Origin of the sequence: Streptacidiphilus fuscans (assembly GCF_015690355.1) — a bacterium.
Taxonomy (GTDB): domain Bacteria; phylum Actinomycetota; class Actinomycetes; order Streptomycetales; family Streptomycetaceae; genus Streptacidiphilus; species Streptacidiphilus fuscans.
The window spans coordinates 165,877-179,333 of the sequence record NZ_JADPRT010000011.1 but is presented as its reverse complement, the minus strand read 5'-3'; the positions used below and the strand labels follow the sequence as shown (position 1 = coordinate 179,333).

Genomic DNA, 13,457 nt, shown 5'->3' with positions numbered 1-13,457 from the left:
GAGGCGTTGGACCGCCGGGGACCGTCACAGGATCTTCACGGATGGTTAGGCCATCGGGGTCAGGATGAGCAGTGGGGACGTTGCACTGACCTCAAGGGCGCGGGGAACTGCGCGAGAAACCACCGATGAGCGGATGGCCCTGCGCGTTCGGCCTGCCAGCTGCGTGGGTGGCTTGTCGCGCAGTTCCCCGCGCCCCTGATAGTGCAACTGCCTGCGGGAGCGTACGGCGTGGCTTGTCGCGCCCACGCGGCGGAGCCGCACATCAGCAGAGCCTCGCGCCCCTGATAGTGCAACTGACCCCTGTGCAAGAGCTAGTCGTCCAAGCGGTGCGACAGGTGCAGGTCTCGTTCCGTGTGCCCATCCTCGAGGCGGAGCGCCGTCGCCACCGGCGGGTACCCCGCCGCGATGACCGTGTACTCGCCCGGTTCCAGGTCGGTGAAGCGGAACAGCCCGTCCTCGCCCGTCGTCGCGGCAGCGACCACCGCGCCGGAGGCGTCCATCAGGGTGACCCGGGCGTCGGCCACCGGCCGACCCAGCGTCGTACGGACGGTGCCGCGCAGCGTCCCGCTGCCCGCGAGGGTGACGTCCTGGCGGGTCTCACCGCTCGGCGCGACGTCGACCGCGAGGGCGGCCGGCCGGTACGCCCGGGCGCTGACGGTCAGGGTGTAGACGCCCGAGACCAGGTCGCGGAACGCGTACGCGCCGTCGGCGTCCGCGTGCGCGCTGGCCACGACCTCACCGTGCGGGTCGGTCAGCGTGACCGACGCCTCCGCGACGGGCGCGCCCTCCGCGCTGCGGATCGCGCCGCTCAGGCGGCCCGTGCCGCCGAGGACGACGTCGACCTCGACGGGGCGGCCGCCGACGCTCACCGTCACGGCCTGCGGCTGGTGGCCGGGGGCCGCGGCGATCAGCACGTAGTTGCCGTTGCGCGGAGCGGCCAGCACCCAGCGGCCGTCGCCGCCGCTGCTGGTGCGGGTGACCTGCCGACCGTCCATGTCCACCAGGGTCAGCACGGCGCGCGCGACGCCGACCCGGTCGGGCTGCACCACCGCGCCGGTGACGGGGGTGCCGGTCAGCGGCGTCGCGGCGCCCTGCTGCGGAAGCGCCTCGGACGTGAGGCTCTCCGAGCCGAAGTCCTCCGGTGCGGCGTGGGTGACCAACGGTTTCTCCTTCAGCAGGAAGGCAAGGACGAAGCCCAGCGCCAGCACCGGCGCCAGGTAGAGGAAGACGCGCGGCATCGCCGCCGCGAAGGCGTCCACGTAGCCGCTGCGCAGCGGCGCGGGCAGGGCGTGGACGAAGGCCGGGGTGATCGAGTCGTTGCGCGGCAGTCCGCGCTGCGCCAACTGGTGGTCGAAGCGGGACGCGAAGATCGTGCCGAAGACCGCAGCGCCGATCGAACCGCCGATCTGCCGCAGGTAGTTGTTGGCGGAGGTGGCCGCGCCCACGTCCCTCGGCTCGACCGAGTTCTGCACCGCGAGGACCAGCACCGCCAGCACCAGGCCGACGCCCAGGCCCAGCACGGCCATGGCCAGGCTCTGCACCGCGAAGGAGCTGTGCGCGGTGAGCCGGCCGAGCAGCACCATGCCGACCGTGGAGAGCGCACCGCCGACCAGCGGATAGACCTTGTAGCGCCCGTACCGGCTGATCAGCTGCCCCGAGGCGATCGAGGCCACCACGATGCCGCCCATCATCGGCAGCATCTTCAGCCCCGAGTCGGTGGCGCTGGCGTCGTCCACCATCTGCAGGAAACTGGGCAGGTAGCTGGCCGCGCCGAAGAGCGCGACGCCGACGACCACGCTGATCAGGCCGGAGACGGTGAAGACGTTGTCCCGGAACAGCCGCAACGGGATGACGGGCGCGCCGCCACGCCGCTCCACCCACAGCTCGACGGGCGCGAACAGCGCCAGGCCCAGCACGGAGCCGCCGATCAGCCCCAGGATCGTCGGCGAGCTCCAGGCGTAGGTGCTGCCGCCCCAACTGGTGGCCAGCACCAGGCAGGTGCCGACGGCGGCGAGCAACAGCGCGCCGAGCCAGTCGAGTTCGCGGTATCGGCCGCGCGGCGCACCGTGCCCGAGGGCACGCGGCAGCACCAGGGTGACCACGAGCAGCGCCACCAGGCCCAGTGGGAGGTTGACCCAGAAGCACCAGCGCCAGCCGGGCCCGTCGGTGAACCAGCCGCCGAGCAGCGGCCCGGCGACCGAGGAGAGCCCGAAGACCGCGCCGATCAGGCCCATGTAGCGGCCCCGCTCCCGCGGACCGACCACGTCGGCGATGATCGCCTGGACGCCGATCATCAGCCCGCCGCCGCCGATGCCCTGGACCGCGCGGGAGACGATCAGGTCGGTCATGCTGTGCGCGGAGCCGGAGAGCGCGGAGCCGACCAGGAAGACCACGATGGCGAACTGGAAGACCGGCTTGCGGCCGACGAGGTCGCCGAGCCTGCCGTAGACCGGCAGGCCGACGGTGGACGCCAGCAGGTAGGCGGTGACCACCCAGGACATCTTGCTGAGCCCGTGCAGGTCGCCGACGATCCGCGGCAGCGCGGTGGCGACGATGGTCTGGTCGAGCGCGGCCAGCAGCAGGGCGAGCATCAGCCCGACGAAGACCAGCCGGACACGTACGGCAGGGACGGCCGGGACGGGCGTCGGCGGTGCGCCCGGCACCTTGTCGGCAGGCGCGAATTCCGGTGCGGTTCCGACTCGTTCGGGTGCCGCTTCGATCACGGACATGCCCGAATCCTTGCAGCCTGCACCCATTGCCCGAACCGGCACGATCATCACATCAACCGTGCCGATCCGGTGTCACCTGCGCGAATGTGACGTCAAGTCGACATGTCCGCTCACCGATCCGGCGTCAGATTCACCCGCAGGAGCGAGCGGACCGATGGCAACCGGTCAGACGGCCGCGGCGAGGCGGTTCAGCACCTCGTCGTGGATCCGGTTCAGGCCCTTGGGGGCGAAGGTGCGCTCGAAGAAGCCGCCGATGCCGCCCGCGCCCTGCCAGGTGGTCTCGACGACGACCTTCGACTTGCCCTCGCCCGCCGGGGTGACCGTCCAGGTGATGACCATGGAGGAGTTGCCGTCGGTCTCGACCAGGCGGCCGGGGGACGGCTCGGTGACGGTGAAGAGGCAGTCGCGCACGCGCTTCTCGGTCGCCTGGAGCTTCCAGTGCACGACCGTGCCGGCGCCCTGGCCGCCCTCGCGGACCTGGTACTCGCTGTACTGCTGCGGCAGCAGCGTGGGCCGGACCTTCTCGTAGTCGGCGACGGCGTCGAAGACCTGCTCCGGCGACGCGTCCACCACGCGCTCGGTGACGGCGTAGACCTGACCCATGACGTGCTCCTGAGGGGGTGTTCTGGTGCTTGGGACTGCGGGGAATGCAGGCACGAGTGCCGCGCGCCAAGCCAACCACATCGTCCGATCGGGTCCGCCCTCTGGTCGACCGCCGCGCGGCACTGCCATCGTGTCTGGCATGACGGATGGTGCGATGAGCGGAAGCAGTGAGCGCCGGGTCCTGACGGTGCGTCCCAAACCCGACGAGTACGCCTGGACCTTCGGCGGCGCGGCGCCGGTCGCGCGGATCGCGCCCGGGACGGTGCTGGACCTGACGACCGAGGACTGCTTCGCCGGACGGGTGACCTCCGAGCGAACGCTGGTGTCCGAGGTGTGCGAGTTCCCCTTCCTCAACCCGCAGACCGGGCCGTTCTGGGTCGAGGGCGCCGAGCCCGGCGACACGGTCGCGGTGCACTTCGTCTCCGTCGAGCCGTCCCGCGACTGGGCGGCGTCCACGACGGTCCCGCTGTTCGGCGCGCTGACCTCCACCCACACCACCGCCACGCTCCAGGACCCGCTGCCGGAACGGGTCTGGATCTGGGAGTTGGACCGCGCCGCGCGCCTCTGCCGGTTCACCGCGCACGACAGCGACCTGGTCCTCGACCTGCCGATGGACCCCATGCACGGCACCGTCGGCGTGGCCCCGGCCAACCTGGAGGTCCGCTCGGCGCTCGTGCCCGACGCCCACGGCGGCAACCTCGACACCCCCGAGATGCGCGCGGGCGTCACCTGCTACCTCGGCGTCAACGTCGACGGCGCGCTGCTGAGCCTCGGCGACGGGCATGCCCGTCAGGGCGAGGGCGAGACCTGCGGCGTGGCGGTCGAGTGCGCGATGAACACGGTCGTGATCGTGGAACTGCTGAAGGGTGTGGCGACTCCCTGGCCGCGGATCGAGTCCGACACCCACCTGATCTCCACCGGCTCGGCCCGCCCGCTGGAGGACGCCTTCCGGATCGCCCAACTCGACCTGGTGCAGTGGCTGGTACGGGACTACGGCTTCTCCTCGATGGACGCGTACCAGTTCCTCAGCCAGGCGGTGGAGTCGCCGCTGGCGAACGTCTGCGACACCAACTACACGGCGGTGGCGAAGGTGCGGAAGGCGTGGCTGCCCGGCGCGGCGGAGTCGCCCTACCGGGCTCTGCACGCGCACCTTCGCGAGGTCGCACGCGAGATCGGCGGCGCGCTGCTGGCATGATCCCTGGCGTGACCGAGAACCAGACTCCGCAGGACATCCGGCCTCTGAACGAGGACGAGGTCCTCGACGTGGTCGACGCCGACGACAACGTCGTCGGTCAGGCCACCCGCCGCGAGGTGATGGACCGCAGGCTGCGCCACCGCTGCGTCTTCATCCTCGCCACGGACGACGACGGCCGGATCTTCGTCCACCGGCGCACGCCGCAGAAGATCGTCTTCCCGTCCCTGTACGACGTCTTCGTGGGCGGCGTGGTGGACGCGGGCGAGTCCTACGACGCGGCGGCCAAGCGTGAGGCCGAGGAGGAGCTCGGGGTCACCGGGATCGAGCCGGAGCACCTGTTCACCTTCCTCTACGAGAGCGCGGACCACAGCTGGTTCTCCGCCGTCTACCGCGCGCGTACCCCGGTCGAGGTCGCCCCGCAGGTGGAGGAGGTGGCCTGGCACGCGTTCCTGACACCGGATCAGCTGGCTGCCGAGCTCCCCGGCTGGGACGTCGTCCCGGACGGCCTGGAGGCATGGCACCGCCTCCAGGCCTGGCAGGCGGACCGCTCAGCGTGACTCGTCCGCGGTGACGCGGCCGAAGAGGCGTCCGGCCAGGTCGACGCCGGTGATCCGACCGGCGTCGTCCCGGCTGAAGAAGCCGCGATGGCCCTTCATCGCACCTCCGGTGACGATGTAGTCGTCGCCCGAGCCGGGCAGCAGACCGAACGGGAAGGGCGGGTAGTCGGCCGGAAGCTCCTTCTCCGAGGCCGCCCGGATCTCCGGCTTGATCACGACCTCCAGCGTCGGCGCGTCCGCGTCCTCCTCCGCGCGGATCGTGAGCGTCATGAAGTCGATCTCGTACTCCCCGGCCGCCAGTGCCACCTGGGCGTGGGCGTACGGGACCGGCTCGGGGTCGCGGTCCTTGACGCCCAGGAAGTGTTCGAGGGCGAAACGGACCACCTCCTGGTTGAAGGCGACCCCGCCCGGTCCGCCGTTGGACATGACCGACACCGCGAAGTTCCGCTCCGGCACCAGCTGCAGGTCGGCGAACTGCCCGTTGCCAGAACCCCCGTGGCCGACGACCCGGACTCCGTCCACGTCGCGCAGGAACCAGCACAGCCCGAACGCGTCGCCGAGCGAGGTGCCGCGCAGCGGGGCGGTCGCGGTCTGCATCTGCCGCAGCGTCTCGGCGTCCATGACCCGGGTGCCGTCCTCCGCGCGGCCGTCACCGAGGTGGAACCGGGCCCAGCGGAGCTGGTCGGCGACGGTGGCGGCGATGCCGCCGCCCGGGTTGTTGGCGCGGGTGTCCTTCCACTGGCGGGCGACGACGGGCGTGCCGTCCTCGTCGGCGTTGTGGCCGCGGGCGATCCGGCGGGTCATCAGCTGGCCCTCGAAGTAGCAGGACTCGTCCAATCCCAGCGGTTCCAGCAGCAGTTCGCCGACGGCCTGCTCGAAGGTGCTTCCGGTGACGGTCTCGACGACCCGGCCGAGCAGGTTGTAACCGGCCTGGCTGTAGGAGGCGCGGGCGCCGGGCTCGCCGATCACCTCCAGCTCGTCCATCCGGGCCACGTAGCGGGTGAGGGCGTCGTCCCCGTCCCCCGTCTCGATGACCAACCGGACGCCCAAGCCTGCGGTGTGGTTGAGCAGTTGGCGCACGGTGATCGCCGCGGCGAGGTCCTCGTCGGCGAGGACCAGCTCGGGGACGTAGCGCCGGACGGGCGAGTCCAGCTCGATCCGGCCCTGCTCCACGAGCTTCATCACGGCGGTCGCGGTGAAGGTCTTGGAGACGGAGCCGAGGGCGAAGACGGTGTGCTCGTCGACAGGCTGCGGGTTCTCGACGCTGGTGACGCCGTGGCCGGCGTGGACCGTGCGGCCGTCCACGAAGACGCCCACTCCGGCGCCCGGGATCCCGAAGCGCTCGGCAGCGGCGGCGACGAACTCGTGCAGGTTCTGGTCGGACATGACTGACTCCTCGATCGCTGCTGGCAACACACGACTTGCACTGTGTTCAAGTGGAGCCTACGAGCGACTTGAACACAGTGCAAGTGAAATGGCGGGAATGCCGAGGAGCGCGAGTGCGTGCCGAACCGCGCCTACTCGCCCAGCCCGATGTTGACGCGGATGGTCAGCACGTCGCTCGGGACGCCGTCGTCCTGCAGCAGCTTGAGCGCCGCCGTCCAGTCCTGCGGCGAGGCCGAGCGCGCCAGGACCTGGGCGTCGGACACCTCCACCCGGTCGTCCTGGGCCAGTTCGAGGGCCGCCTGCTGCTGGAACCGTCCGGTGAAGACGGTGCGAGTCGCGCTCGGACCGGTGACCAACTGCGTCTCGGCCCGGTCCGCGGCCGCCAGTTGGGCAGCGACGGCACGCCCCTGGGCCCAGTCGAGGGGGTCGATGTCGTTCACTTCGGCACGGAGCACGGCGGTGGGACGGACCAGGTCCAGGAAGGCGAGCTGCTGCGCGGTGAAGTGGGACTTGTCCGGCTCCAGGTCACCGGTGAGCGGACTGCTGCCGCCGAACCCGGCGATGGCGCACGAGATCTCGGGCGTTCCCCCGTCCCCCCACTGGGACTCGTCGGGGTAGTAGGACCAGATGAGGGCGTTCTGAGCCTCCAGACCCACCGGGTCGACCAGATCGGCGTATGCGAGCCGGTCGCAGTCGAGCGTGCTTTGGAACTGGTCCGCGTCCGGCCCCGGATACGGACCGGACACGGAGTCGCGCGCGAAGAGCTGCCGGTCGTGCTGCCCACTGCACGACACGACGTTCACGACGTCCGTCGATCCGCCGGTGCCCTCGGGCACGTCGAAACAGGTGCCCATCGGGAGCTGGTCGATGGGAATGCCGGCACCCGGCGGGGCGACCGCCGAGCCGGACGACGAGCCACCGGAAACCGACACGCTCGACGCGAAGACGACCATCAACAGAACCAGGCCGCCGACTGCCACGGTCCACACGCTGGACAGGATCACCCCGGCGATGGCCAACCCCTTGCCCCGCTTCCGGGCGCGGCCGATGCCCGCGAGGGCGACGACCCCGAAGATCATGCCGAGCGGAAAGACGCCGAGCACCCCGAGCACGAAGGCGGCGATCGCCATCCCGCTCCAGCCCGACATCGGCTCCGGCTCCATGCCCGGCACCTGGTACCCCCACGGGTACACCAGCGGGCCCTGGACCGGCTGCGGCGCTTGCTGCTGCGGTGGCGGGACGTCCTCGGGCGTGATCGGCGCAGGCGCAGGTGTCGGCACCTCGGGCGCCTCGGGCTTGTCGAACCGAGGCGGCTCGGGCGACGCAGGCGGGACGGGCGGTACGGGTGGAACAGGCGGTACCGGCGGCGGTATCTCGGACATGGAACCCCCAATCGGCCCGGACAGTACCGGATCCCCGTCGAGCCCATCACCCCTGTTCAGCGCGGGCTTTCACGCCCTCGGTCCGAACCCGGACGATTCCCGCCAAGCCCCTCCCCGGCCACGGCAGGAGGACTGCGCCAGGCTGGTCGCCGATCGGCATCGCCGCTACCCTTAGTCCAGCCTTAGTCCACTGGCTCGGAGGGAAGCGGCGGCCATGGAAGCAGCCCACCAGTACAACGTGCACGAGGCCAAGACGCACTTCTCGCGGATACTGGCTCAGGTGGCAGCCGGCGAGGAGGTCGTCATCAGCAAGGCGGGCGAGCCGGTCGCGAAAATCGTGCCGTTGCGGCCCAAGTTGCGGCGGACCGGGCGTGGATCGCTGCGGGACCAGATCCGGATCGCCGAAGACTTCGACGACCTGCCCGAGGACATCGCCGACGCCCTGGGCATGATCGGATGAGCCTGCTGCTCGACACCCACGTCCTGCTCTGGTGGCTCCAGGACTCGGCCGAGCTGTCCGCGGGAGTGAAGGAACTCCTCGACACCGAGCCGGACATCCACCTGAGCGCCGTGACGCCGTGGGAGATCGCCATCAAGCAAGGGCTCGGCAAACTGCACGGCCCCGAGGACCTCGCCGAACGGGTCCGGGACAGCCAGTTCACGGCACTGCCGATCACTGCCGTGCACGCCGTCCGGGCAGGGCGACTGCCGACGCACCACCGCGACCCGTTCGATCGGCTGCTGATCGCGCAGGCGCAGTCCGAGGGGATGACGATCATCACCCGCGACACGTTGATCCCGCTGTACGACGTCCCGACCCTGCGCGTCTGAAGGTCCCGATCCTGGAGCAGGCCCTTCCTACCCCGGGGTAACCGGGGTATCGTTGCCGCACCACCTCCGTCGGCGTTGGGAGCCGCCGCGACGGAGCTTTCGGGTGTCACATCACGCTGAGCCTGCGCCCTCGGCTTTGACGCCTCACGATGGTGTTCACCACGGTCCTTCAGTCGCGCCGTGGGTGTTCCTCCTCGTCTTCACCACCTTCACTGCCTTCACCTTTCTTCAGCCGCCGCGTCGGAGCGGAACGACTGCGGCGTACTCCCTGCTTCCCAGGAGTCACGCCATGACTGAGAACACCCCTCTCCACACCCCCGTCTTCCCCGCCGTCGCCGTCGTCGGCCTCGGCACCATGGGTGCCGGGATCGCCGAGATCGTCGCCCGTAGCGGGCGGCAGGTGATCGGGATCGAGGCCTCCCCCGCCGAGGCGCACGCCGCGCGGGTGCGGATCGAGGAGGCCACCGCCCATCACGTGCGCCGCGAGCACCTCACCGAGGAGGAGCGGACCGCGCTGCTGGCCCGGATCCGGGTCACGGACGACCTGACCGCGGCCGCCGAGGCGCAGCTGGTGATCGAGGAGGTGCCCGAGCAGCTGGAGCTGAAGCGGGACCTGTTCGCGCAGCTGGACAAGATCTGCCCGCCGGAGACCGTGCTCGCCACCGGTACGACCGCGCTCTCGGTCACCCGGATCGCCGCCGCCACCGCCCGCCCCGAGCGCGTGCTCGGCCTGCACTTCTTCAACCCCGCGCCGGTGATGCAGCTGGTCGAGGTGGTCCGCACGGTCCTGACGAGCGCTCAGGTCGCCGATGACGCCGCCGAGTTCGCACGTTCGCTGGGCAAGTCGCCGGTGGCCGCCGGGGACCGGGCCGGGTTCATCGTCAACGGTCTGCTCTTCGCCTACCTCAACCAGGCCGCCGCGATGTTCGAGTCGCGCTACGCCAGCCGCGAGGACATCGACGCGGCGATGCGCTTCGGCTGCGGCCTGCCGATGGGCCCGCTGGCGCTGCTGGACCTGATCGGCATCGACACCGCGCGCACCGTCCTCGAGGCCATGTACGCGCAGTCGCACGACCGCCTGCACGCGCCCGCGCCGATCCTGGGCCAGCTGTCCGCCGCCGGGCTGCTGGGCCGCAAGTCCGGTCGCGGTTTCTACACCTACGCCGCCCCCGGCAGCTCGCAGATCGTCGCCGAGGAGAACGCCGGCGCCACGGTGCGCGTCGCCGGACGCGAGGTGCGCAGCGTCGGCGTCTGCGGTTCGGGCACCATGGCGACGGGCATCGCCGAGGTCTTCGCCAAGTCCGGCTACGAGGTCACCCTCGTCGCCCGCAGCCAGGAGAAGGCGGACAAGGCCAAGGCCGCGATCCAGAAGTCGCTGGACCGCATGGTCAGCAAGGGCCGCCTCGCCGAGGAGGACCGCGACGCCGCGCTGGCCCGGGTCACCGCGACGGGCAGCTACGAGGACCTGCACAGCGTCGACCTGGCCATGGAGGCCGTCGCCGAGGACCTGACCGTCAAGCGCGAGCTCTTCGCCACGCTCGACAAGATCTGCAAGCCGGGCGCGGTGCTGGCGACCACCACCTCCTCGCTGCCGGTGATCCAGTGCGCGACGGCCACCAGCCGTCCGCAGGACGTGATCGGCATGCACTTCTTCAACCCCGCCCCGGCCATGAAGCTGGTCGAGGTCGTCTCCACGGTGCTGACCGGCGAGGACGTCACCGCGACCGTGCTCGACCTCTGCGCCAAGGTGCGCAAGCACCCGGTGGAGTGCGGCGACCGGGCCGGGTTCATCGTCAACGCGCTGCTCTTCCCGTACCTGAACGACGCGGTGCGGATGATCGAGGAGCACTACGCCTCCGTCGACGACGTCGACACCGCGATGAAGCTGGGCTGCGGCTACCCGATGGGCCCGTTCGAACTGCTGGACGTGGTCGGCCTGGACGTCTCGCTGACGATCGAGAAGGTGCTGCACACCGAGTTCCGCGAGCCGGGCCTGGCGCCCGCGCCGCTGCTCGAGCACCTGGTGACGGCGGGCTGCCTCGGCCGCAAGACCGGCCGCGGCTTCCGCGACCACGCACGTCGATGAGGGCAGGTAGCCTTCCGGTCATGACCACGGAAGAGCAGCAGCTGGTGCAGGCGGGACCGCAGGCTTCGGACCCGAACCGCAGCGGCGGGTCCGTCCAGGCCAACAGCGGCAGCCCGGTACGCCGGGCGGCGACCGCCCAGCGTCAGCTGATGCGCCAGGAGCTGGCCGCCGCGGCCATGGAGCTGTTCGCGAGCCAGGGCTACGAGGAGACGACGGTCGACCAGATCGCCGCCGCGGCGGGCGTGGCCCGGCGCACCTTCTTCCGGTACTTCCGGTCCAAGGAGGAGGCGATCTTCCCGGACCACGACGACACCCTGGTCCAGGTGGCCGACCTGCTCGCCAGCGCGGACCCGACGGAGCATCCGCTGGACGTGGTCTGCCGGGGCATCAAGGAGGTGCTGCGGATGTACGCGGCGACCCCCTCGGTCTCGGTGGCCCGCTACCGGCTGATCCGCCAGGTGCCGACGCTGCGCGAGCGGGAGATCGCCGTGGTCGCCCGCTACGAGCGGCTCTTCACCCGGTATCTGCTGGGCCGGTTCGACACGGACCAGGGCGACGACGCGATGCTGGCCGAGGTCTCGGCGGCGGCCGTGGTCGCCGCCCACAACCACGTGCTGCGGCGCTGGCTGCGGGCCGGCGGGCGGGGCGAGGTGGAACCTCAGTTGGACCACGCCTTCGAGGCGATCCGGCGGACCTTCTGGGGCGATCTCAGCACCAAGCGGACGACACCTTCGATGGCACCCAGTGCCACTGGCTCCGTCAGCACCCCCAGCACCGGGTCCGGCGAGATCGTCATCACGGTCACCCGCACGGACGCTCCGCTGGACGAGGTGGTGGCGAGCATCCGCACCGCGCTCACCCAGTCGACCGACCAGTGAGTCCAGAAGAAATCGCAGGCCAGAGCCAGTAAACGGCTTCGAAGCCAAGGCATGTGAAGAGCCCCGCGCCGCACTCGGCGCGGGGCTCTTTGCGTGCGCCGTGTTCCTGTTGCAACGTGACGACACTCACGTGACACTCGATGCAAATGTTGGCACGCAGTGTCTTTACGAGTGGCACAGGGTGCCAGTACGTTGTTACCCACTGGTCGCGGCGCCGCGGCTCCCCACCCGGCGCGCTGTGACCACCGCCCGCGCGCCACCCCTGCGCAGGCCGCAAGCTCGAAGCACGACTCACGACAGCCAGCTCCAACTGAACTGCCGACCACCTCAGCTCAGCGACTGAAGCCCGCCCCTGGACCAGCCGGTGTCCGCTCCCGGCGACCTCCACGCACCACCCAGACCCCGTTCCCCAGACGCACCCTGCATCCCCTCGCAGGTACGCCGCCGGAGGCCAGCCATGAAGGAAATCCTCGACGCGATCCTCAACGAGGAGACGAGCGCCGCCGAATACGCAGCGCTGAAGCTCCCCGAGTCGTACCGCGCGATCACGCTCCACAAGGACGAGCAGGAGATGTTCGCGGGCCAGGAGAGCCGCGACAAGGACCCGCGCAAGTCCCTGCACCTGGACGAGATCACCCTTCCCGAGCTCGGCCCGGGCGAGGCGCTGGTCGCGGTCATGGCCAGCGCGGTCAACTACAACACCGTGTGGAGCTCGATCTTCGAGCCGGTCTCCACCTTCTCCTTCCTGGAGCGCTATGGCCGCCTCAGCCCCGAAGCCGCCCGCCACGACCAGCCGTTCCACGTCCTGGGTTCCGACCTGGCCGGTGTCGTGCTGCGCACCGGGCCGGGCGTGCACGCCTGGAAGCCCGGCGACCAGGTGGTCGCCCACTGTCTCAGCGTCGAGCTGGAGAGCGCCGACGGCCACAACGACACGATGCTGGACCCTGAGCAGCGCATCTGGGGCTTCGAGACCAACTACGGCGGCCTCGCCGAGATCGCGCTGGTCAAGTCGAACCAGCTGATGCCGAAGCCGAAGCACCTCACCTGGGAGGAGGCGGCGTCCCCCGGCCTGGTCAACTCGACCGCCTACCGCCAGCTGGTCTCCCGCAACGGCGCCGGCATGAAGCAGGGCGACAACGTGCTGATCTGGGGCGCCAGCGGCGGCCTCGGCTCCTACGCCACCCAGTACGCGCTGGCCGGCGGCGCCAACCCGATCTGCGTGGTCTCCAGCGAGGCCAAGGCGAAGATCTGCGAGGCGATGGGCGCCGAGGCGATCATCGACCGCAGCGCCGAGGGCTACAAGTTCTGGAAGGACGAGCACAACCAGGACCCGCGCGAGTGGAAGCGCTTCGGCGGCAAGATCCGCGAGCTGACGGGCGGTGAGGACGTCGACATCGTCTTCGAGCACCCGGGCCGCGAGACCTTCGGCGCCTCGGTGTACGTGACCCGCAAGGGCGGCACCGTGGTCACCTGCGCCTCGACCTCCGGCTACATGCACCAGTACGACAACCGCTACCTGTGGATGTCGCTCAAGCGCATCGTCGGCTCGCACTTCGCCAACTACCGCGAGGCGTGGGAGGCCAACCGCCTGATCGCCAAGGGCAAGATCCACCCGACGCTGTCGAAGACGTACACCCTGGCCGAGACCGGCCAGGCCTCGCTGGACGTGCACCAGAACAAGCACCAGGGCAAGGTCGGCGTGCTCTGCCTGGCGCCCGAGGAGGGCCTCGGCGTCACGGACCACGAGCTGCGCGCCAAGCACATCGACGCGATCAACCGGTTCCGCGGCGAGTAACAGCGACCAAGGCAG

The 13,457-nt window shown here is 70.6% G+C and carries 11 protein-coding genes; 7 read left to right on the top strand and 4 right to left on the bottom strand.

Going from position 1 to position 13,457, the window contains the following annotated elements; genetic code table 11:
- Positions 1-311: 311 nt before the first annotated feature.
- Together I2501_RS25225 and I2501_RS25220 are read right to left on the bottom strand one after the other, a co-directional pair.
- Positions 312-2,729 (bottom strand): MFS transporter, encoded by a 2,418-nt coding sequence (locus I2501_RS25225; protein ID WP_196196480.1) that lies wholly within the window; start codon positions 2,727-2,729, stop codon positions 312-314.
- Between the two features lie 165 nt (positions 2,730-2,894).
- On the bottom strand, positions 2,895-3,332 hold the full coding sequence (locus I2501_RS25220) for an SRPBCC family protein (RefSeq protein WP_196196479.1): 438 nt from the start codon (positions 3,330-3,332) through the stop codon (positions 2,895-2,897).
- Positions 3,333-3,486: 154 nt separating this feature from the next.
- On the opposite strand from I2501_RS25220, the gene I2501_RS25215 reads away from it, so the two are divergent.
- Positions 3,487-4,527: an acetamidase/formamidase family protein gene (locus tag I2501_RS25215; RefSeq protein WP_196196478.1), complete on the top strand. Its 1,041-nt coding sequence runs from the start codon at positions 3,487-3,489 to the stop codon at positions 4,525-4,527.
- Positions 4,524-5,084 carry an NUDIX domain-containing protein gene (locus tag I2501_RS25210; RefSeq protein ID WP_196196477.1) on the top strand — a complete coding sequence of 187 codons (561 nt, stop codon included), beginning with the start codon at positions 4,524-4,526 and terminating at the stop codon, positions 5,082-5,084. The genes I2501_RS25215 and I2501_RS25210 overlap by 4 nt, the downstream gene beginning before the upstream one ends.
- Here I2501_RS25210 and I2501_RS25205 read toward each other — a convergent pair.
- Together I2501_RS25205 and I2501_RS25200 are read right to left on the bottom strand one after the other, a co-directional pair.
- The gene (locus tag I2501_RS25205) at positions 5,076-6,470 is read right to left on the bottom strand and encodes a serine hydrolase domain-containing protein (protein ID WP_196196476.1); all 1,395 of its coding nucleotides are present in this window, start codon (positions 6,468-6,470) and stop codon (positions 5,076-5,078) included. The genes I2501_RS25210 and I2501_RS25205 overlap by 9 nt on opposite strands.
- 131 nt (positions 6,471-6,601) lie before the next feature.
- A complete protein-coding gene (locus I2501_RS25200) occupies positions 6,602-7,750 on the bottom strand; it encodes a DUF4190 domain-containing protein (RefSeq protein ID WP_196196475.1) in 1,149 nt (382 codons plus the stop codon).
- 316 nt (positions 7,751-8,066) lie between these two features.
- Between I2501_RS25200 and I2501_RS25195 the strand changes: the two genes are divergently transcribed.
- The 5 genes from I2501_RS25195 (at position 8,067) to ccrA (ending at position 13,442) form a co-directional block, all read left to right on the top strand.
- Entirely contained in the window at positions 8,067-8,312 is a 246-nt protein-coding gene (locus I2501_RS25195) for a type II toxin-antitoxin system Phd/YefM family antitoxin (RefSeq protein WP_196196474.1), read from the top strand.
- Complete coding sequence (locus tag I2501_RS25190; protein WP_196196473.1) at positions 8,309-8,683, top strand: type II toxin-antitoxin system VapC family toxin; 375 nt, start codon at positions 8,309-8,311, stop codon at positions 8,681-8,683. Before I2501_RS25195 ends, I2501_RS25190 begins: the two co-directional genes overlap by 4 nt.
- A gap of 289 nt (positions 8,684-8,972) precedes the next feature.
- Positions 8,973-10,769: a 3-hydroxyacyl-CoA dehydrogenase family protein gene (locus tag I2501_RS25185; RefSeq protein WP_196196472.1), complete on the top strand. Its 1,797-nt coding sequence runs from the start codon at positions 8,973-8,975 to the stop codon at positions 10,767-10,769.
- 20 nt (positions 10,770-10,789) lie between these two features.
- Positions 10,790-11,647: a TetR family transcriptional regulator gene (locus tag I2501_RS25180; RefSeq protein ID WP_196196471.1), complete on the top strand. Its 858-nt coding sequence runs from the start codon at positions 10,790-10,792 to the stop codon at positions 11,645-11,647.
- 457 nt (positions 11,648-12,104) lie between these two features.
- Positions 12,105-13,442, top strand: coding sequence for a crotonyl-CoA carboxylase/reductase (ccrA, locus tag I2501_RS25175; RefSeq protein ID WP_196196470.1), 1,338 nt, complete (start codon positions 12,105-12,107; stop codon positions 13,440-13,442).
- Positions 13,443-13,457: the final 15 nt, after the last annotated feature.